Annotated in this window: 17 protein-coding genes and 1 tRNA gene; 17 read left to right on the top strand and 1 reads right to left on the bottom strand. The window is 58.8% G+C overall.

Annotation, left to right across the window (positions count from 1 at the left end; all coding sequences use genetic code 11):
- The 5 genes from KBY81_RS01000 to KBY81_RS00980 form a co-directional block, all read left to right on the top strand.
- On the top strand, positions 1-401 hold a 401-nt coding region (locus KBY81_RS01000), incomplete at its 5' end, for a CHAT domain-containing protein (RefSeq protein WP_254975246.1).
- Between the two features lie 138 nt (positions 402-539).
- The gene (locus tag KBY81_RS00995; RefSeq protein ID WP_254975245.1) at positions 540-1,310 is read left to right on the top strand and encodes a hypothetical protein; all 771 of its coding nucleotides are present in this window, start codon (positions 540-542) and stop codon (positions 1,308-1,310) included.
- A gap of 73 nt (positions 1,311-1,383) precedes the next feature.
- Positions 1,384-2,133 (top strand): hypothetical protein, encoded by a 750-nt coding sequence (locus KBY81_RS00990; RefSeq protein WP_254975244.1) that lies wholly within the window; start codon positions 1,384-1,386, stop codon positions 2,131-2,133.
- A 60-nt stretch (positions 2,134-2,193) separates the two neighbouring features.
- A complete protein-coding gene (locus KBY81_RS00985) occupies positions 2,194-2,832 on the top strand; it encodes a PilZ domain-containing protein (RefSeq protein WP_254975243.1) in 639 nt (212 codons plus the stop codon).
- Between the two features lie 311 nt (positions 2,833-3,143).
- Positions 3,144-3,217, top strand: a tRNA-Pro gene (locus KBY81_RS00980).
- A 914-nt stretch (positions 3,218-4,131) separates the two neighbouring features.
- Here the strand turns inward: KBY81_RS00980 and KBY81_RS00975 are convergent.
- Entirely contained in the window at positions 4,132-7,059 is a 2,928-nt protein-coding gene (locus KBY81_RS00975) for a bifunctional DNA primase/polymerase (protein ID WP_254975242.1), read from the bottom strand.
- 1,058 nt (positions 7,060-8,117) lie between these two features.
- On the opposite strand from KBY81_RS00975, the gene KBY81_RS00970 reads away from it, so the two are divergent.
- From KBY81_RS00970 to KBY81_RS00915, 12 genes are all read left to right on the top strand, one after another.
- Positions 8,118-8,537, top strand: a complete 420-nt coding sequence (locus KBY81_RS00970) for an RNA polymerase subunit sigma-70 (protein WP_254975241.1) — start codon at positions 8,118-8,120, stop codon at positions 8,535-8,537.
- A gap of 1,300 nt (positions 8,538-9,837) precedes the next feature.
- Positions 9,838-10,215, top strand: coding sequence for a DUF6926 domain-containing protein (locus KBY81_RS00965; RefSeq protein ID WP_254975240.1), 378 nt, complete (start codon positions 9,838-9,840; stop codon positions 10,213-10,215).
- Complete coding sequence (locus KBY81_RS00960) at positions 10,212-10,454, top strand: hypothetical protein (RefSeq protein WP_254975238.1); 243 nt, start codon at positions 10,212-10,214, stop codon at positions 10,452-10,454. Before KBY81_RS00965 ends, KBY81_RS00960 begins: the two co-directional genes overlap by 4 nt.
- 95 nt (positions 10,455-10,549) lie before the next feature.
- Positions 10,550-10,900 (top strand): hypothetical protein, encoded by a 351-nt coding sequence (locus KBY81_RS00955; RefSeq protein WP_254975237.1) that lies wholly within the window; start codon positions 10,550-10,552, stop codon positions 10,898-10,900.
- On the top strand, positions 10,897-11,202 hold the full coding sequence (locus KBY81_RS00950; protein ID WP_254975236.1) for a hypothetical protein: 306 nt from the start codon (positions 10,897-10,899) through the stop codon (positions 11,200-11,202). Before KBY81_RS00955 ends, KBY81_RS00950 begins: the two co-directional genes overlap by 4 nt.
- Before the next feature lie 113 nt (positions 11,203-11,315).
- On the top strand, positions 11,316-12,332 hold the full coding sequence (locus KBY81_RS00945) for a DUF932 domain-containing protein (RefSeq protein ID WP_254975235.1): 1,017 nt from the start codon (positions 11,316-11,318) through the stop codon (positions 12,330-12,332).
- A gap of 424 nt (positions 12,333-12,756) precedes the next feature.
- The gene (locus KBY81_RS00940) at positions 12,757-12,996 is read left to right on the top strand and encodes a hypothetical protein (protein ID WP_254975234.1); all 240 of its coding nucleotides are present in this window, start codon (positions 12,757-12,759) and stop codon (positions 12,994-12,996) included.
- A gap of 556 nt (positions 12,997-13,552) precedes the next feature.
- Positions 13,553-14,431 (top strand): hypothetical protein, encoded by an 879-nt coding sequence (locus KBY81_RS00935; protein WP_254975232.1) that lies wholly within the window; start codon positions 13,553-13,555, stop codon positions 14,429-14,431.
- A 116-nt stretch (positions 14,432-14,547) separates the two neighbouring features.
- Positions 14,548-14,979, top strand: a complete 432-nt coding sequence (locus KBY81_RS00930) for a hypothetical protein (RefSeq protein ID WP_254975231.1) — start codon at positions 14,548-14,550, stop codon at positions 14,977-14,979.
- A 754-nt stretch (positions 14,980-15,733) separates the two neighbouring features.
- A complete protein-coding gene (locus KBY81_RS00925; protein WP_254975230.1) occupies positions 15,734-15,856 on the top strand; it encodes a hypothetical protein in 123 nt (40 codons plus the stop codon).
- Positions 15,857-16,169: 313 nt separating this feature from the next.
- Complete coding sequence (locus KBY81_RS00920) at positions 16,170-17,945, top strand: class I SAM-dependent DNA methyltransferase (RefSeq protein WP_254975229.1); 1,776 nt, start codon at positions 16,170-16,172, stop codon at positions 17,943-17,945.
- Complete coding sequence (locus KBY81_RS00915; RefSeq protein ID WP_254975228.1) at positions 17,942-19,294, top strand: restriction endonuclease subunit S; 1,353 nt, start codon at positions 17,942-17,944, stop codon at positions 19,292-19,294. Before KBY81_RS00920 ends, KBY81_RS00915 begins: the two co-directional genes overlap by 4 nt.
- Positions 19,295-19,614: the final 320 nt, after the last annotated feature.

Raw genomic sequence — 19,614 nt, 5'->3', positions numbered from 1 at the left:
ACCCTGCCGATGACGGTTATCTGACGGCAGCGGAAGCGACGGGAATGGACCTGGAGGGAACGGAACTGGTGGTGCTGTCGGCGTGCGAGACGGGGCTGGGTGATGTGCGCAGCGGCGAGGGTGTGTACGGATTGCAGCGGGCGTTCACGGTGGCGGGGAGCCGGGCGACGCTGCTGAGCCTGTGGAAGGTGGATGACGCGGCGACGGCGGCGTTCATGGCGGCGTATTACGGGCGTCTGCGGCAGGGAGAAGGAAGGGCGGAGGCGCTGCGCGCGACGCAGGCGGACTTCCGCCGCCATGTGGATCCGCTGTACCGGGATGCCTATGTGTGGGGAGCGTTCCAGCTGACGGGGGACTGGCGTCCGGTTGAGCGGCTGGGCTCTGTAAGGGGAAGGAAGTAAGTGTGGTCGGTTGCGGCCATAGTGGGGAGCGGACAATGCGGGTTCTCAGTGTTGGCGTCCCGGGCAATGCGTGAACGAGCGGTCTCAGGGGGGATCGCTTCGCTGGCACTTGCGGCCTGCGGCCTTGGCCTCCCCCCCTTGGCCACCAGGGTCCACGCCGCGGATCTCGCCTCCGACGTGCAGCGCACCGCCCGGCAGCTACGCCAGAGCTGGAGCGCCGATCCCGCCACCGCCTCCCTGCCCTTTCCCAGCATCGAGCTGCTGCCGGCGGGCGTCGGACTCCAGAAAGCCTGCGGCGGCACGGCCCCGGTGGAGGTGCCTGGACGCGTCAGCGCCTGGTGCCGAGGCAGCAATCGTGTGGTTCTGGATCCCTCTCTGCTGGCGTTGCGTGTCAAGACCCATGGCGACTGGGCCCTGGCCTACTGGATCGGCACGGCGCTTGCCGAAAGCGTTCTCAGCCGCCAGAACGGCGCTGCGGCGCTGTCTCCCGCCGCTGCCAATCTCCAGGCCAATTGTGTGGGAGGCGTGTTGATCGCTGCCGTTCCAGGGAGGAAGCCCCCGGCTCAGGAGGAGAAACCGCTTGGCCCCGCCCTGGTGGCCTACGGAGCTTCCCAGACGACGCGCATGGGTACCCGACCCCAGCGGGCCTATGCGTTGCTCACCGGTTTCGGAGCCACCGGCGCCTCCTGCTCGGATGGCGACATGACTGCGCTGGCGAACGGGACTGTTCCCGATCCCGCCACCCTGGCCCAGCTGGAGCAGATGAGGGATGAGCGCGCCAGCAGCAGCCTGATGGCCGTCATCGGCAGCCGTTGCCGGCCCCGCGCCAACGCCCCCTGCCCCCGCCGGATCGGTGCCTTCAACGCAGCCTCCCCAGGCATTCCGAAGCCCTCCACCCGAACCCGATGAACTGATGCCGGGGCCTTCAGAGGGATTACCCAGAGCAGGAGCCAGCAAGGGATTCCTGCGATTCCGCCGTTGGATGCGGTCGGAGCAGACCCACGATTGGATTCGCTCCGGGGGCATTGTGGTGGCCTTCGTGTGGGGGATCTATACCTTTTATTGGCAGAGCGTCCTGGTTCCGTCCTGGGCCCCGGCCCACATCAACCTCGGCATCTCCCTGACGCCGGGCGAGGGGCGTGGTAGCAGCGCAGGTAGCCGGGAGATGACGCTGAAGCTGACGGCCACCAACCCCAGCACCCGCAAGATCTATCTGCTCACCAATGCCTGGCAGCTGTCGGCGATTGATCGACGCCAGGGCCTGCAGCCGGCTTTTCTTGAAGATGCCAACGGTGTCCTGCTCGGAAAGGCTCTGCTTCAATCAGAGAAGTACATCATTGACGACCAATATGCAACACTGGCCGCCGGGCGGATGTTCGATGACGACATGATCCACCCAGGAGAAACGATCGAACGTTCGGTTCTTGTGCGTATCCCTGATACGTACACGGCGGCGGAAGTCAGCCTGGTCGTCCCGGTGCTCACCCGACCTCCCGATCGCCACCTTCTCGACGGGAAGCGCATGATGTGGCAGTTGAACAGCAATGAAGATATGGTGCCGATCCTTTGCCATGTTGTCCCCCAGCCCGACATATCGTTTCTTGAATCAGAGATCTCATGCGAGAAGCCAGAGGAGCTCTCCTCCAAAGAGCTTGATCAGCGATTGCGCAAGTTTGACCCGCTGATGCGGGTCTTTTCCGATAGCGATCAGATCAATCTCTCAAAACCCTAGGACCTCAACTTCTCCACAGCCCTTTCCCGTCGCCGTTCTACGTTGGCCGGCGTGGGAGTGGTGGGCAGTTTGCTCAATAAAAGCCATCCACCACAGACTCAAGTCCTTGTCAGCTTCGTTCTCAACTGGTTGCGCGAAACGGAGTCAGATCAGAACCCCCTTTCTCAGCAGCGCGACCCATCCCAGATCCCTAACCATTCCTTTGCCTTGAGGCCTCATTTCTGCATCAGATCGATGGCTCATCGCTCCGTTGTTGACACGGCAGCAAGCGGTGTTTACCTTGAAATTCTGAGGGAGAACCTGGATTTGATGTCATCCACACATGCTGGAGGAGAAAGGCTGTTGTTCGAGCGTCGAAGCTCGCTCCGACAGGCTCTGCCGTCAGGGGTTCCCGCGAGCCTCCATCTGCCCTCCGGGCGCACAGGATTCGTTACCTTGGGCGACATCAGCAGGGCCGGCGCTTGCATTGTTCGACGGGGATCTCTTGACGTTCAGACCAATGACCACGTTTTCCTCAATATCAGCGATTATGGTCTTTTCCAGAGTGTCTACCTCTCCGCTTGTGTGAAGTGGATGAACATCTTGAGTCATCAAATCCTTGTCGGCCTTGCGTTCACCGATGGGCCATTGCTCCCTGGAACAATTCTCGATCAATACTTCGACAAAGCCCTCTTGGCGCCTGAATCCCTTGACGTCTGACTGCCGTTCGCAGGCGTGAGGTGTTGATCCAGAGTCGTTGCGGAACAAGTCGATGTCTCCATGCTGGACCCTGGCGAGAGGGACAGTTGAGCCCTCGTGGATGGATGTCGCGTCGCTCAGCAGGATGGGGCTTCCGCACTGGCGCCGACGTCGGGGGGGGCCGGATGGGGGGGAATCCTTCATGCTGGAAGACTTGCAGTTTCAGCGGTCACGGAGGCTTTCTCGCCCCCTGGGGACGTCGAGCCCTTGCCGTGTCGGGCTTTCCGTCACGGCAGGCCCACGCGCTCGGTCGTGGACTAAGGTGGAGGTAACGGGGCGTGGCGCAGCTTGGTAGCGCGGGTGCTTTGGGAGCACTAGGTCGCAGGTTCGAATCCTGTCGCCCCGACTGACTTTTCAGGGATTGGCCAACGACCGCGTACGACGGTGGTACGACGGGAGAGGTCTTTCCTGTCTCCGTCGTAAATCCTGGGTAGCCGTGCCTAATCCAGAAGGTCGCTCCAAATCCTTCGCCCGACAAATTGCACCCTGCTTCGGTATACCCGCTGGTTACTCCATCCGGGTTTTGGAGCAGCGATGGGGGATCAGCCGGAACAGCCTCAAGGCCCGAGCCCGCGCTCTACGGATCGATCTGATCCGCGTATCCTCCACTCTCACCACCTGGCCCGAGCTTTTGTCGAGCTCGGGGAGAGGCTCTACGACCATCTCCAGTTAGGGCAGCCCATGGGCACCTTCCCTGGCCTGAAGCCGGCGGGGAGTGATGGCTGTCCGACGGCAGTGACACCTACGGACTCCATGGCGATCGTGAAGGCCCCTGGCGGCGACCTGGCGGTGCTTGTGGCGGCCATCCGGGAGGCGGCCTCAGCCCCGCTGCGGATCCCCCTTCTGAGGGCTCGGGGGCTGGCGGAGTGGTCCTCACCACCACCGATCTGGGGGCCCTCCTGGGTCAGGGAGCGACGTCCTGGCGCAGCGGACATGAAGGCTTATGGCCATCGCTTTGAGCGACACCACTAGGGCCGGCAGGTGCTGTGGACGGTCGCCCGCGCCATTACTCCAAGCCCCCCAGCTGGAATGCGTTCCCTGTCAGGAGTCCATCCAACCACCAGCAGTGAGCGGCGTGTCGGATTCGCGGCCGAGGCGTTTAGCGATGTGCCATGGCGGATGGCAGATCCGACGGAGACGCGGCTGTTCCAGCAGAACCGCATCAGGTGAGTGGGGGGGGGATGAGGAGAGGGCATACCTAGGGAGTGCCGGGCTTGCTCCGCAGGAGTCCTCCCCTGTTCATGAACGGGTCACCCCGACTCAGTCGAACCTCGCCCACGGGTCCTCACCCGTCTCGTCCGTGAGTCTCACGTCCTCGGGGGATGCCGGGATGATGGTCTCCTCGCCATCGCGCTCCACCCATGTCTTCACCTCCGGAACCGGGACTCCAGACTCCCTCACGCGGGGTGCGGAGGGGTCTGCGTCAGAAATGGGTTCGCCCTCGGGATCCATTGCTGTGACTGACGCGGGAATACTGACGCACCCCGCGTCAGTATTCAGGTCGTGGAGCTTCACGTCAGTATTCAGGTCGTCCTCGGGGGGAAGGGTCGTAATACTGACGCGACCCTCCGGATTTCGAATACTGACGCGATTCTCATACCCTCGCGTCAGAAATGCCAAGACCTGTGGTGGCCATGAGTCTTGGTTGTCCAAGTCAATAAAGACGCGATCTCCCCCTCCCCCCGCACACGCGAGGCTGTACGCCTTCGGAGGCTGTCCCCTTCCCCCCGAGCCCTGCACCTGTTCCACCCGGACCATCCCGTTCACGATCCACCCGTGGAGGTACTTCCTGATCGCCGTCCTCTTCGGGATCTTGTCGTGCCCCTCGGCCTGGATGTACTCCTTGACCTTCTCCCGCACTTCCTCCTCCTTCAGCGGCTGCTCCGCAGCCCGCAGCACCTCCAGCACCACCCCCGCCGGATCGAGGTCCCCATTCCGGTTCACCCCCATCCGGTGCAGCGTCGGCGTCAGATCCTTGATCTCGTAGTTGAGGTTGTGGTCCCTGGTCACCAGCAGCCTGTCCCCAGACCGATCAAACCGGCTCTTCCCAATGGTCAGGATCCGGCTGTTGACCCCGTGCTCAGCCTCTTCTTCTTCCGTGAGCTCCCTGAGCCCCCATGTCTCCTCCACCGCATTCAGCAGCCGATCCGTCCCCCTGAAGTCAGACCCATCCTTCTTGTTGTGATGGATCCAGATGATGGCTGCAGCCGGGAACCCGTCCTCCATATCCACCGCCCCGTTCCTCCGAGAGATGTCGTAGAGCGGCGCTGCATAGGCCCCCTCGTTCTCCCCCGCATCCCCGAGGTCGGAAACACTCCCAAGAGAGTCCACCACGATCAGCGAAGGCTGCACCGCCTTCACGATCTTGTTGAACTCATCAGGAAGGTCGATCCTCCAATCAGAGACAAGATGAAACCAAGGGTCTGTGCTGTGAGACTCGATCCCCATCCGCATCAACTGAGCATTGAGGCGGATTTCGCTCTGGTCCCCTGAGATCCACAACACGTTCCCCTTCTGACACTGCACTGGGATCCCCCGGATCTTCATAACCTCCCCCCGGCCTATAGCTTTCGCCAGGGCCATCACCGACTCCGTCTTCCCCACCCCACCCCTGGAGTGAATCAAGATCTGCGACGGCTTCCTCAGGAATCCAGGGATGATGTACTCCTCTTCAGCCACCTTCGTCTGCCAGTTCTTCGGCCTCAGCAGCGTGTTGTCCTTGTTCCTCTGAAACTCATTGTCTCTCGCGACGAGAGCCCTGATATCCGAAGCCTTGTACTTGAACCTCCCACAGCGTTCCGCCAGATCTAGCAACTCAATAGACTGCTCAGCCGGGTTCGTGAAGTCCTTGATAATCCTCCTACAGCGTTCCAAGAACTCCCTGGAACTGACCTCCTCCCTTGGCGCCTCCATCGCCTTCTGCGTCTCCCGCAGAGCCTCCGGATACTTGAACCCCAGCTTCTCCGCTATCTCACTGACATACGTCTCCAGACTCTCTGGATCCGGCCTCCCGGCATACATATCCCCCGTCCTGATCTTATGGATGAAGTCCAGTTCATCCCCCGAGACCTTGCAAGCCTTGCAGTCCCACACCCCCACATTCTTCGCATACTGAAAAGCCGTCCCTGAACTGCTCTTATGCCAGGGGCACCCATTCTGCATCTGCGGGTTTTCCCCACTCCCCTCCACCCAGGTGTAGTTATCAAACTCCGGATGGTTGAATACCAACTCCTGCAGGCGGGGCATCAAAGCCCTCCGCACATCCTCATTCTTAAAGAACCACCCCCTTATCTGCTTCGGCGGAACCTTCGTCTTCGCAGTTTCATGCTGGATATCCTTAAGATCATCCTCATCCAGGAACTTCGACCCACTAGTCACCTTCGACCCACTAGTCGCCTTCGACTTCATGACGTCGATCAGCCATTGCGGAGCCTCCGCAGGCAGCCCTCCGTTGTAGTTCAAGAACCTATACCTCTTCTTCGTATCTGGATGGATACTCCCCGGCAAAACACTCATGCAACTGTTGTACCGAATAACAAACTCTTCATCAAGCTTCGTGTCCTTAATGAACGCTGGGTTGAAATACCCTTCATCCAAAAAGCCTCCCCTTTTAGCAAATGCCAGAGACTTGATCTCCGCAAACAACGGCAGCAGATACTCCGGCACCCTATACAGCAACTGCCTCCTCCCCTCTCTACCCGACGTCCACGCCATCGTCTTCTCCTCTCCATACGGCTCATACGCCTCCCCCGCCGTCTTCTTATATGCCTCATCAGCGATCCAGCCATCCAGGTCAATCGCCACCAATCCCCCCGAGAACGACCCCGTCACCACCCCCATCCCGGTGGCATATCCCGGATTCGTCAGCACATCGCAGATTGCGTCAACCTGTCTCTTCGGCTCCGAGTTCCACTTCTTCTTGAAGGCATCCTTCCCCTTCACCCCCAGCAGGTTCCACTCCTTCGGGAAGACCCCCTGCTGCGCCATCTGCACAGCCCTCAGCTTCCGCCACCCCTCCGGCAGCACCTTTCCTTCGGCGTTCGTCTCCGGGGCTGCCGCGTCCTGCGTCTCATGAGCCGCGTTTGCGGTCGAGTTCTCCTGGGATGTCGCTACGTCCTCTTCAGCTGCTCCAATCAATGGAGTCGACGCAGCTGCATCTATGTCGTTGGCTGTGGCGGTCGTCTGCATGATGGGGTGCTCGGGATGTTGTTCTGAAGGCTGAACCGGCGATGTAGTCGTCATGATCAGAGATGTACGGGGAATGGGGGAGACGGGCATAGTTGCTGATCAGTCTTGGACTACATAGTGGTGATGCATCAGGACTTCTTTGTTCTTCAACCCGAAGCAGATGAGATTCCTGGCCAGACGAGACTTGCTGCAGCCGAGAACGACGCAGAGCCGCTCCAGCGCCTGCAGTTCGGTTCTTCCAAGACGGACCCCAAGCATTGGTCGGCGGCCAGAGGGAGTGGCATAGGAGGACACCTTGTCAAAGGAATGGTTGAGTAGTCCTTCGGACGGAGTCATGGCGGGAGGGCTCACTGCCCCGAAAAGCTACTGACGGTGGTTAACCATCCCTGTTAGACCTCATCTTCGTCGGATTGGGGTCAGAGTGGACATGGTTATTGGCATCTTCTGTCATCACTTATTGCATATCCGATCTGCGATATGCAGTGGTTCTTCTGCCATGAAGTCCCTGTTCAGTGCTGGTCTTCATCCCTCCTGGGCTTCTTGCATGGACAAAGATCCATGAGACAACATCCAGCACAAGTGCCTAGATATTTCCCTTTAGATGCGGTCTATAGGCGTCGCTCGCTCAGCCAGTCAAAACTCATGTCGTTTGACCGCTGAAACCCTTGACTTGGATGAGAATGCGCCGGTCTGTCATGCAGTACAGATGCTGTCTGTCTCTCTGCATTGACTTGGTCGCCAATGTTTCCCCCGAGAGCTAAGCCACAGAACAGTGGTCTCCAACTCCTGTCCTGAGCAAGGCAATCATCATTTTTGGGCTGCTAGGCCGGGGGTATCCTTTGATTGTCAGATTCTGTCGCGAAGCTTGAGCCGCGGTCCCTCGGATCTGTTGCATGCCATCAGCGACCCGTTCACTGAGCTAGTCAATAGCAAATGCGATCAGTTTGCTGAGGCTGAAGAGGTGAGTCGTATTCGCGAGACTCTGATCTCCACTCGGCATATACCATGGCTTAGAAAAACGGTAACGTTGGCGATTTCTATTTCAAACTGACGATTCTATGACCTCAGCAGCCCTGAAGCCCAGGCAACGGAAGGCCGTCATGATGACGGCGCAGGGGATGCAGATGCGCCAGATCGCGCAAGAGCTGAGCATTGGCTACACGACGCTTCTGTCATGGGGACGCAACCCTGACTATGTCCGCGCGGTCGATGAAGCCCTGCAGCAACTGGAGTCGGAGGCAACTAAGGAGTTGCAGCAGGGCTACGGCGATGCGGTTCGAAAAGCCAGAGAGCTGCTGAGCTCGCAGTCCGAGTCGATCGCCTTAGGCGCAGCCAAACTGATCATCAACACTATGAACCATGTGGTTGAGCGGCGTGAGTCGGCAGCCCGCTGGGCAGAAATGTCGGAGCAGATGGAGGTCCTGGAGAAGCGTCTCGCCCTCATCGAGGTCATGCCCTCTGCGGTCGATATCGATTAGACCCAAGGGGGATAGAAGCGAGCCGCACTACCAAACGGGTCTTGGAGGCTGTTTTCCTGTGCTTCTACCGGGCTCAGCCGCAATAAATCTGAGTTCATTCACTTTTGGATAGTACTTCGCCATGGGATGGCTTGCTCCAACCTTTTGCCCCGAGTCCTGTGGTGCTTTCATTGATCGAGTTCATGAGACAAGAAGCCTGAGCATGAGAGGTCGTGGCATCCTCCATCAAGCTTTCTCACCAATGTGAACTCTCATCTATTCCGTGATAAGCGCCTTCACTCGATATACATATACTACTGTGTGTATATCTAGTCTTGCGTTGTAGTCATCATTCAAGCCCTCGAACACTGCCTAGTCCACAGTCACCCAGCCCTCCTCAATCGCTTGACTTCTCCACCACCTACCCCCTATGTTGCTTTCAACCGATGAGACAGGACTGCGCCGCAGTCGCTCACCCTCACCGGTCAGGCTCACAGCCTTGACGCTTAGAGCCGAATAGCCTAATCCCTCTCACTACATCAGCGCTACTTGCGCACCATGCCTATGCAGGATTGCTAGCGGCCGATTGTGCTGCGCCAAAACATAGAAACGCTAACCCGAGGTCGTACGGATCCGCAGTCTTCACCGGCTGCCGTGACGTCAACCGGTAGGTGCAAACGAGACGCCTGACGGTATCCAATCCGCTCAGCGCAGGGCATGCGGCCCAGTAGAGACACTCGTTCGGCCAAACGACGGAGGGGTTTAGCGGGAGGACGAGGGCAGCAGATGCCCGAGGACGGATCGAGCCGGTGCGCACCTTTGTGCGGGTCAACAGGCTTCCCGTGTCTAAGTCTCCCCAGCGTTGCGCCAAAACTCAACAGGCGCCCATAGATGCGCAGGACAGTATCAATAGACGCTAAGTCTTCCTCCTGCGGGGCCTTGCGGCCCTGACGCGCTACGCCCTTCCTATGCCCATTGGGGCCCGGTGTAGTCGTCGCAGCGAGATCGAGCACGATCTCCATCCCTCTCCCCATCTCTACAGATGATGGTTAACCAGGGATGCGGTGCAAAACCGGCTTCCAGTCTCCGGATGGGACTGATAAGAAGGGCAAGAACACCCGACGAAATCCATCCAAATCCCCAATCCACCTGCATGCATTCCAGACCTCTTGGAGGTCTCTGCATCGCAGGCAAGGCGCAGTGAGTGCCCACCAGTGTCCCTACCGGTGGGCCTTCTCTGTATGGCGGTTCAAGTCCGCCTGGATTGGTTCGCCCCGCCCCGTGCGGGGTTTTTTTTATGTCCTCTGACGCTGTGACTTCCATGCCTTCCCCCAGCCTCTACCTGCCAGATCCCCCCCTTTCTCCCCCCGAGCCCGTCTTCCTGACAAAGGCCGAGCGGGATGCCCGCCATCCCTCCCTGGTCAGCTATCTCCTGCCCACCCACTGGGCCTGCTACTTCATCAACGACGACTCCTCCGGTCTGGAGGACGATGAGATTGCTGCTGCCGATGACTGGTGGCAGGAGACCTTCTCTCACCAGAGCGCCAGTTGCGTCGACGCCGATGAGGAGTACGGCTTCACCAGGTATCACGACGCTGCCGGCTACTGCCTGGCGACCGACTGCACGGTCTACCGCTTCCTCCTGTCGGCTGCGCCGGCTTCCCCCGTTGGGGCTCCCTCGCCGCAGGCGAAGCCATGAGCGGCTTCTGCAAGATCCGGTTTCGCTGTGCCCGCAGCGGCAATGCCACCGCCGGCCTGGTCCTCCCGGCTGATCGCCTCCGTGGCGCCTCCTACTCCAGCCTTTCGCGCTACTTCCCGGCCGGTGCCTTCGCCCGCATCCGCTCCCCCTGGCTGGATGTCTCCCCTCCATTTGAGGAAGCCGCTGAGGCTCTGCGGTTCTGCTTCCCCGAGAACGGGCCCGGGCCCTCGGCCTCCTGACGGCTCTTCTGGCCAGCCGGCCGACTGCCTCTGGGCTGGTTAACCACCTGCCTCCCCTGCAATCCCCTCCACCGCCTGCACCGCAGGCTTTTTTCATGAATTTCCGCAGTGAGATCACCGTCCGCATGCCCGACGGTGTGTTCCTCCCCCCATTCGTTCTGCTGCACCAGGACACCGAGATCTTTTCCGCCGTTATGTTCCTGCAAACCATGGGCAATCAGATCGCCTGGCATCAAAACGGCAACCTCTACGGGCTGCAGCTCTTGATCGCCCCCATCCCCGAGCACGCCAGCGGCGGCCAAGCCACCCCCGTGGCCGACATGAACCGCCCAGCAGGCCCTCTCGATCCGGTCAGCGTGCCGCCCCCGAGCCCTGAGGACCTGGAAGAAGTCTTCTCCTTCCTCGATTCCCCTGCCTGCTGCCCCAACGGAGCCCACAAGCCGTGAATGTCACCGTGCTTACTGGGACCGCCCCCCTGCCGGTTCAACTCACCTTCTTTGACTGCGGAGCGATCCGCGCTGAGGTCCTTCTCCAGGTGCCAGGCGTCACCCCCCGCTGGGACGAAGAATCCGCCGGTGGCTTCTCGGTGCTGATCGAAGTCTGGGGGAAGCAGGCCCAGGAACTCTCAGACAACGCCACCCCCGGCATGCGCCTGGCGGCCTCAGGGCGTCTGTGCGGCAACCACTGCGGGGTGCGCCTGGTAGCCGATCGCCTGCAGCTGTTGACCCCAAAACCCTCTACCAGCTGATCCGTTCAACCGGGCCGGCGGGTGGAAGCCCCGCCCCAGCGCTCGCCGGTCTCTCCCCGAGGCCGGCTTTTTTGTCCTCTCTGGCGGCGGCCTACCGGCCGCTGCAATTTTCCATGTCTCATCAATTCAGCTCCGGTGTCTTCCTCCATAACCAGCCCGCCTGGCACCGCCTGGGCCTGGTCCTCGATGGCACCCTCCCGGCCCGTGAGGCGTTCCGCCTCGGTGGCGCCGACTTCCGTCTCGCCGGCCTGCCCGTCTACGACGCCGACATGCGGCCGATTGAGGGCTACCAGGCCATCACCCGGACCGACTCTGGCGCCACCCTGTCCGTGATGAACAGCACCTACGAGGTGGTGCAGAACGAGCAGCTGATCCGGGTCGCTGAAGCCCTCCATAGCGACGCGGTGATGGATGCCGTCTGCGTCCTGGCCGGCGGCAAGAAGGTGACCTTCACGGCCCGAGTGCGCCAATCAGAAGGGGAGGTCCTGCCGGGTGATCCGGTTAACCAGTACCTGGTGGGCTGCACCAGCCATGACGGGACGATCGCTTTCTCCGTTTTCTTCTCGCCGATTCGGGTGGTGTGCCAAAACACCTTGTCTGCTGCCCTGGGGCTTGCATCAGCGAGAAGCCGCCGCCAGCAGGGCTGCCGCATCCGCCATACCAGGAACGCAAATGCCCTGATCGACCGCCTCCCTGAGCTGATCGACATGCAGCGGCAGCAGTTCACCGGCGGGCTGGCAGAACTCCGCGCCATGGCCGCCGCCCCCTGCACGGCGTCGCAGTTCCGCCAGTACGTGGAAACCCTCTTCTCTGATCAGCTGCGAGGCAGCATCAACGACCGCCGGGGTGATGCTTCCACAAGCCGGCCACGGCGGCTGGAGGATCTCCCCGCCTGGGAGGGCCTCTCCGCCAAGTTCGAAGGCCAGGCCATCGGCAGCGACATCCCCGGCGTGCAGGGCTCGATGTGGGGCGCCTACCAGGCCGTGACGGAGCATCTGTCCCATGACGCCGGCCGGGCCCGGGATCCGGTCGAGGCCGCCCGCCAACGACTGGAGGGGCTGTGGTTCGGTAAAGCTGCCACCACCCTCACCCAAGCCCATGAGCTGGCGCTGGCGGCTACCCGCAGCTGATGGGGCCTACGGCCAAGAGGGGGGGGCCTACGGCCGGGGGTGTGGTGAAGACGGAAGAGGAAAGGGGCAAGGGCTCTGACCTCCTTGCCCGGCTTTGTCCACACCAGCGGGCTGTGACGACCGCCGAGGCCCCCCAATGGTGTCATGCATTCCGGTGGGCTTTTGCTTGGCCAGAAGGCTTTGCGCAGAGGGGGCGGATCTGGAGGTTTGTTCCCCTCGGTCCTGCCCATGCGGCCGAGCTGGTGCTGCCGCTATTCCCCCGAGCCCGTAGCTCCTGGCGCTCTGGCGCTGGTCAACCACCTGAGTCGTGCTGGCTTGCAAGCGAAGCCCCCAGAGCCCGAAAGCAGCGGATCCGATCCGTTGAGTCCAGTCCTTTCCGACCATTTCCAACACCTTCCGCACCTGATCGGTGCCAATCATTCCTATGACTTCCTACGAACCCAACTTCTGGAGCACCATCGCCACCTTCTGCCGTGAGCTGGCTCCGGTCAGTGGCGCGCTGCTCGATTCGATCGGCCAGACCGCTGCGGCAATCGATCGAGCCGGGTACGAGTCCTGCTCACTCAGACCAGAACTGGAAATGGAGAACCAGCAAAGTCTAACACCCGAGAACGAAGGATCAAAACGTGAGAGGCATAGTCGCAGGGATACTCACAGTGAATGAAGTAGTGGTAAGTAGAGGAAAGGTCTTCTAGGATGTGGCTGCACTAACATGCTAAATTGATGACCGGTGGAATTGATCAGCCCTACCGGCCTGATTTAGCAAGAAGAGTGCTCCTATAGGAGTGCGAGTATGAACTTCTAAGGTTGTGATGATCGCCATAGTTGCGTGCACATAAGAAGGCATTCTTGCGGATCTGATCAGCCCGAGTGGATTCTAATTGCCGAGAGAGGCAGGGTGCAGCTATTCAATGAAACCGTTCTTCAGAAAAATGGTAGACACCACGGGAAGAAGTATTCGCTCAGAACTTCGGCCGCGAAGTTCATGCATGGTTCAGCGACGATCCCCTTATGTATCCGATCTTACAAGTAGTACATGGGTCCGCATGGGAAGGTTTGCTCCGCGATGTGCCTCACAAAACTGTGCTATGAACGGAGTCCTCACTCGTTGGACTGCAAGGCTTGGTAGCTTGTGCGGGCCGATCAGTAACTGAGGAGCTCGATGCCGGACCAGCCTAAATTCTGTTCTACGCACTTGATTGTTCGCCAAAGCTCAAAACATGATTCTCAATCAGAAGACTCTTGAAAAGTTGAGGCAACTGATCAATGAAGAGACTGAGTATAGGACAGGGCAGAAGCTTGTGCAATTCTTCAACAACCTTGGATTCAGTGACAGCTATGGTCATGGTTTTCCATCACGATGGGCATACACTGATGAAAAGCTTGCTAGGCTCAACGGAACTCCTGGGATTGAAAAATGCTTACGGAATCTATTCTCACCGGTTAACTTTGTAGGCCAGTTTGATAATCTTGATAAGCTCCTAGACGAGTTCAATCAATATCTGGCTTTTGACACCTGGGAAGTCGTAAGAGAAGGTGCCGATCTGCGGTTTGCACGTGTTGATAAGAATCAGATTGCGGCCACTATGGTCAAGCCTGAGCTTGGCGAAGAGGATCAGTTTCTCAAACGAGAGTTTTCTGATTTATCCATTGATGCACTTGGACTTGAGGGGAGTTTAGTTGATGTGCTTAATCAGAGAGTAAATGAGATTGAGCAATGCTTCCAAGCAGGTGCTTACCTATCTGTACTAATACTAGCTGGAAGCACCTTAGAAGGTCTGTTGCTTGGAATTGCTGGAAAGCATCCACGACATTTCAATCAAGCTCAAGCATCCCCCAAGGGCTCGGATGGAAAGCCTATGAAGTTTCATAAGTGGAACCTGGAAGCTCTGATCGACGTGGCAGCTGAACTAAGGTTAGTTGAGCATGATACAAAGAAGTTTAGCCACACACTGCGCGACTTTCGAAACTACATCCATCCGTTTGAGCAGATGAGCAGTGGATTCACCCCTAGGGAGGGCACGGCAAAGATATCATTGCAAGTCTTAAAGTCTGCAATTCATGACATTAGAAAAGGTATCAGCATGCTGGCTGTATAGTATTTTAACTTATCCACGCCCCCTCCGCAGGGTCTTCTTGTGCAGCTGACACTCAATGCGGCTAGATAATGGCAAGCGATACACACCCAATATAGAAATGGAGCCGTGAAATGCCCTTGTACAGAGTTAACTTAGAAGAACTTAAAGAAATTCTGAATCCACTTGATGGCGAAATGTGGAAATGCGGAGCCATTCCTGAAAGTCAAATATTACAGGCTTTTTCCAGCAACGTCACAGAGCATAGATCTTGGGAGGGTGACAGAGTTGTAGCAGAGGTTATGACTCTGGAAGAGGCGCGAAGATACCACGTAAATCGTATTGCCACGCTGATGAGGCAGGAATCCCAGTTTGATCGAATCGTGTTAATGCTTGAGAATCATACCGAAAACATAAAGGCAACTCTCAACGATGGAAACCACCGGCTTGCAGCCGCTTATGTTCGTGGAGATGATTCAATTCAAGCGATAATTGCAGCCTCAAATCCAACAGGGATATTTACAATTCTTCCGAGATCGGTTCGTATAGATAACGAAGATGCGGCATCCTGAAATAAGGATAGATCGCGCGTAGCCACGATGTATCCGGTGTTGGACAAGCCCTTTGAAGCTTTTTAGCAGCCACATACGGAAGATACGTCTCGCCAGAATCCAGGTCTTGATCGGATTCCCCAGTCTGGAGAATGTTAGGCAGTTGGGTTTCACAAGTGCTGCTCTTATCTGTTGATCTTCCACAGCCACAATAGACCAGCGACTGTGACTGCTGACGTTGGTCACAATCGAAATAAAGCACAAGAGATGCTTTCAGGCTCTCAATCTACGGATATGATCAGCTTCTCATGATGAAGGCGGTATCTTCTATGCAGGCTTTCTCGATCGTGCAGCCTATCCCCCCCCCCCCCTAACCCTCGGACAGGCCGGACACCCCGGACAGGGGGGGGGGGCTGCCCCTCTCATAGTTTGCTGCTCTGCAGGAGAGAGGGGGATCTCATCTAAATGACTTGATTGGGGGGTGTCCACCCTGTCCGGGGTGTCCGGGGTGATGTGTGGACTGAAAAGAGTGAGCATGCGCTGCCCTGTTCGACCCTTGTCCGGGATCCACTTCGCCATGTCCGCTCGATGCCTGCATGGGTAAGCGCTCGGGAGCCTCTGTTGGCATGTGGCCACCAGCCTCGGCAATCTGCTGCTTGGCTGATCGATGGCACAAAGGCGATCACCCCCGTCAGCAGCATCAACACGCAAATGGTCGCCTACGCCGAGAGCGTCCTGGCGGAGTTCCCCCGAGGACGCCTCCCTCAAAGGACCGATGCAGCTGCTGGCCAGTCTGAACCGCTCCGGCATGGGGCCCGCCCAGATCGTGGCGGTGGAGAACCTGGAGGCCAGTTCCCGTGACGGACGCCCCCGAGCCCTCATCCAGATGGCATCCTGAAGGCTCAGACCTGCGCTCCCCGTTGACCCACGCCGCTGAAAACCCACAGAGCGACGCTGACGCCGACGAGGAGATTCACGACGAGTTCATCGGGTCTCTGGAGGCCCTGGGCGGCCGAGCGGCTAATGGCAGGCTTCGTGAACTGCTCGGCTGGGACGAGGCCGTCTATGACGCAGTCAAAAAGAAGTTGGTGAGCAAGGGGAGAGTGGTCCCTGGCCGTGGTCGAGGCGGCTCAGTCGCCATCGCCTCCGTAGCCGGCACAGGGGTTGGGGTGGCATCTTCTGGAGGCCCCCCCTCAACGTCGCCGCGTCCTGTGGTCAGTGCCCCGCCCCTCGGCCCCCAGCCCACCGGCAAGCAGAACCTCTCGGCCTTCATCTGGTCGGTCGCCGACCTGCTCAGAGGCGACTACAAGCAGAGCGACTACGGCAAGGTGATCCTGCCGTTCACGGTGCTGCGGCGGCTGGACTGCGTGCTGGAGCCCACAAAAGCTGCCGTGCTGGAGGAGAAGACCCTGCGCGAAGGCCAGGGCCTGGACCCCGAGCCCTTCCTGCTGCGCAAGTCAGGACAGAACTTCTGCAACACCTCGCCGATGGACATGAAGGTCCTGATGGGGGACCAGGACAACATCGGCGAGAACCTGCGGGCCTACATCCAGGCGTTCACCCCGGCGGTGCGGGACATCTTCGAGAGCTTTGAGTTCCACCTGCAGGTGGACCGGCTGGAGAAGGCAGGGCTCCTGTACATGGTCTCCGAGAAGTTCGCCCAGATCGACCTCCACCCCGACAAGGTCAGCAACGCCGAGATGGGGCTGGTGTTCGAGGAGCTGATCCGCAAGTTCGCGGAACTCTCCAACGAGACCGCCGGGGAGCACTTCACCCCTCGGGAAGTGATCCGGCTGATGGTGAACCTGATCTTCATCGAAGACGACGACGCCCTGACACAGCCCGGTATCGTACGAAGCCTCTATGATCCAGCCGCGGGCACCGGCGGGATGCTGAGCGTCGCTGAAGAGCACCTCACAAGTCATAACCCCACGGCCCGGCTGGTGTTGTCAGGTCAGGAGCTGAACCCCGAGTCCTACGCCATCTGCAAGGCGGACATGCTGATCAAGGGGCAGGACATCAACAACATCTGCTTTGGCAACACGCTGTCCGACGACCAGCTGCCGGAAGCGAAGTACGACTACATGCTCTCCAATCCGCCGTTCGGGGTGGAGTGGAAGAAGATCCAGAAGGAGATCCAGCGGGAAGCGGAGCTGATTGGCTTCAGCGGTCGTTTTGGCCCTGGTCTGCCCAGGGTCAGCGATGGCTCGCTGCTGTTCCTGATGCACCTGATCAGCAAGATGCGTCCTGCCATGGAGGGTGGCAGCCGCTTCGGGATCGTCCTCAACGGCTCGCCGCTGTTCACTGGTGGGGCGGGATCCGGGGAAAGCGAGATCCGCCGCTATGTGCTGGAGAACGACCTGGTGGAGGCGATCATCGCCCTGCCCACTGACATGTTCTACAACACGGGCATCAGTACCTACATCTGGATCCTCACCAACCGCAAGCCAGAGGCGCGCAAGGGCAAGGTGCAGCTGATCGATGCCAGCAGCTACTGGCAGAAGATGCGCAAGAGCCTGGGCAGCAAGCGCAAGGAGCTGGGCCCCGAGCACATCGAGGCGATCACCCAGCTGTTCGGCGCCTTCGAGGAAGCGGAGAAGGATGGTAAGCCGATCAGCAAGATCTTCCCCAACGAAGCCTTCGGCTACCGCACGATCACGGTGGAGCGCCCCCTTCGGGATGAGGCTGGCAAGGTGGTGATGGGACAGAAAGGCAAGGCGAAGGGCAAGCCGCAGGCTGACAGCAACCTTAGGGACACCGAGAACGTCCCGCTCTCCGAAGACGTGGAGACCTACTTCGAACGGGAAGTACTGCCCCATGTGCCGGACGCCTGGATCGACCACGACAAGACCAAGGTGGGCTACGAGATCCCCTTCAACAGGCACTTCTATGTGTTCACCCCACCTAGGCCACTGGAGGTGATCGACGCCGAGCTCAAGCAGGTGACGGATCGGATCTTGGAGATGATCGGGGGGCTGACGGCGTGAGCTTTCCGAGGTATCCGGCGCATAAAGACAGTGGGGTGGAGTGTCTGGGGGAAGTGCCGAAACATTGGGATGTCAAACCGCTTAAGCGACTTGCGGACATTCAGACTGGACTAGCCAAGGGCAAAAAGGTTGAACCCGAGGGCAGCATGGAGGTGCCATTTCTGAGGGTGGCAAATGTTCAGGACGGCTTCTTAGATCTGAATGACATTCACACAATCCAAATTCCGGAGACGGCTCTTGACAGATATCTTTTACGGCCAGGTGATGTACTGATGAATGAAGGAGGAGACTTTGACAAGCTGGGGCGTGGCTGCATTTGGAACGGCGAGATCAGACCTTGTATACATCAGAACCATGTTTTCGCGGTTCGCCCCCATTCGATTTCTTCCGCTTGGTTGAACGTCTACACCTCCTCCAAGCAGGCCAACTCGTATTTCATTGGCCGCTCCAAGCAAAGCACAAATCTGGCATCCATCTCTTCTTCAAATCTGATGGATCTTCCAGTCCCCGTTGCTCCGATTGTTGAGTCCACCCAGATCCTCAGCTTCCTCGACCACGAAACCGCCAAGATCGACACCCTGATCACCAAGCAGCAGCGGCTGATCGAGCTGCTCCAGGAAAAGCGCCAAGCAGTCATCTCCCATGCCGTCACCAAGGGGCTGAACCCTGATGCGCCGATGAAGGACTCAGGCGTGGAGTGGCTGGGGCAGGTGCCGGCGCATTGGGAGCTGAAACGACTCAAGCATATCTCGCCTAGCTTGACTGTGGGAATCGTCGTAGACCCAAGTTCGTATGTCACTGATGACGGCCTGCCGTTCATCTATGGCGGCGACATACGTGAAGGAGTAATCGACTGGGAGAACTCCAGACGTATATCATCCGAGTCAAGTACTAAGCAGTCTAAGACACAACTCCGCGCGGGAGACTTGCTCATGGTACGCGTCGGTGCACCTGGTGTAACAGCAGTAGTTCCCGCTCAATGTCAAGGCGGCAATTGCGCATCTGTCATGCTCATCCGACAGGGACTGTTTTCATCGCAATGGCTTTGCTGCGTGCTGAACACGCGTATTGTACGTTTTCAAGTCGAGGTTGTGCAATACGGGGCCGCCCAAGAGCAGTTCAATATCAGCCATGCGGTGAACTTCTGGGTTCCAATGCCACCCCGCGAGGAACAGGATCTAATTGCTGCAGCGTTAGCCCCCGAGTTGAAAAGAACTGATTCCTTGATGGGCAAAGCCCAACACGCCATCGACCTCCTCCAAGAACGCCGCTCTGCCCTGATCTCTGCCGCCGTCACCGGCCAGATCGACGTGCGGGGCCTGGTCGACATGACCGAGGCTAGAAACTAGAATGGCTCGCATGGACTTCATGGAATGCCTTCCGGCGGACTGCCCGCCTCCGAAAGCGGAAAGGCTCATCTCTGAGAAGGTTGTATATAGGATTGTCAATGAGTGCCCGCCAACTATCGATGACTTTCGTTCGCAGCGACAAGAAAGGCCACGTGCAAGATTTAATCTGCCTGAATGCTTGGTCTGCGGGGTGTCTGTTTTCGCAGATCAGAGTCGCGCAATGGAAACTGCAAAACTGCCTAAATTCAGGTCCAAAGGGATGCGTGTTGCAAAGGTAAAGCTTATGCCTGACTCTGGCTACATCCTAAAAACAGGTAGCG

This window comes from Cyanobium sp. Lug-B, from assembly GCF_024345635.1.
GTDB classification, from domain to species: domain Bacteria; phylum Cyanobacteriota; class Cyanobacteriia; order PCC-6307; family Cyanobiaceae; genus Cyanobium; species Cyanobium minutissimum.
This window is presented reverse-complemented; position numbering and strand designations above follow the sequence as displayed.

What these genes read in the sequence shown, in the direction of transcription:
- KBY81_RS00940 (WP_254975234.1), top strand. Translation starts at nt 12,757, where the DNA reads ATGACTTCCTACGAACCCAACTTCTGGAGCACCATCGCCACCTTCTGC.
- KBY81_RS00935 (WP_254975232.1), top strand. Translation starts at nt 13,553, where the DNA reads ATGATTCTCAATCAGAAGACTCTTGAAAAGTTGAGGCAACTGATCAAT.
- KBY81_RS00965 (WP_254975240.1), top strand. Translation starts at nt 9,838, where the DNA reads ATGCCTTCCCCCAGCCTCTACCTGCCAGATCCCCCCCTTTCTCCCCCC.
- KBY81_RS00955 (WP_254975237.1), top strand. Translation starts at nt 10,550, where the DNA reads ATGAATTTCCGCAGTGAGATCACCGTCCGCATGCCCGACGGTGTGTTC.
- KBY81_RS00960 (WP_254975238.1), top strand. Translation starts at nt 10,212, where the DNA reads ATGAGCGGCTTCTGCAAGATCCGGTTTCGCTGTGCCCGCAGCGGCAAT.
- KBY81_RS00925 (WP_254975230.1), top strand. Translation starts at nt 15,734, where the DNA reads ATGCAGCTGCTGGCCAGTCTGAACCGCTCCGGCATGGGGCCCGCCCAG.
- KBY81_RS00945 (WP_254975235.1), top strand. Translation starts at nt 11,316, where the DNA reads ATGTCTCATCAATTCAGCTCCGGTGTCTTCCTCCATAACCAGCCCGCC.
- KBY81_RS00990 (WP_254975244.1), top strand. Translation starts at nt 1,384, where the DNA reads ATGCGGTCGGAGCAGACCCACGATTGGATTCGCTCCGGGGGCATTGTG.
- KBY81_RS00975 (WP_254975242.1), bottom strand. Translation starts at nt 7,059, where the DNA reads ATGCAGACGACCGCCACAGCCAACGACATAGATGCAGCTGCGTCGACT.
- KBY81_RS00970 (WP_254975241.1), top strand. Translation starts at nt 8,118, where the DNA reads ATGACCTCAGCAGCCCTGAAGCCCAGGCAACGGAAGGCCGTCATGATG.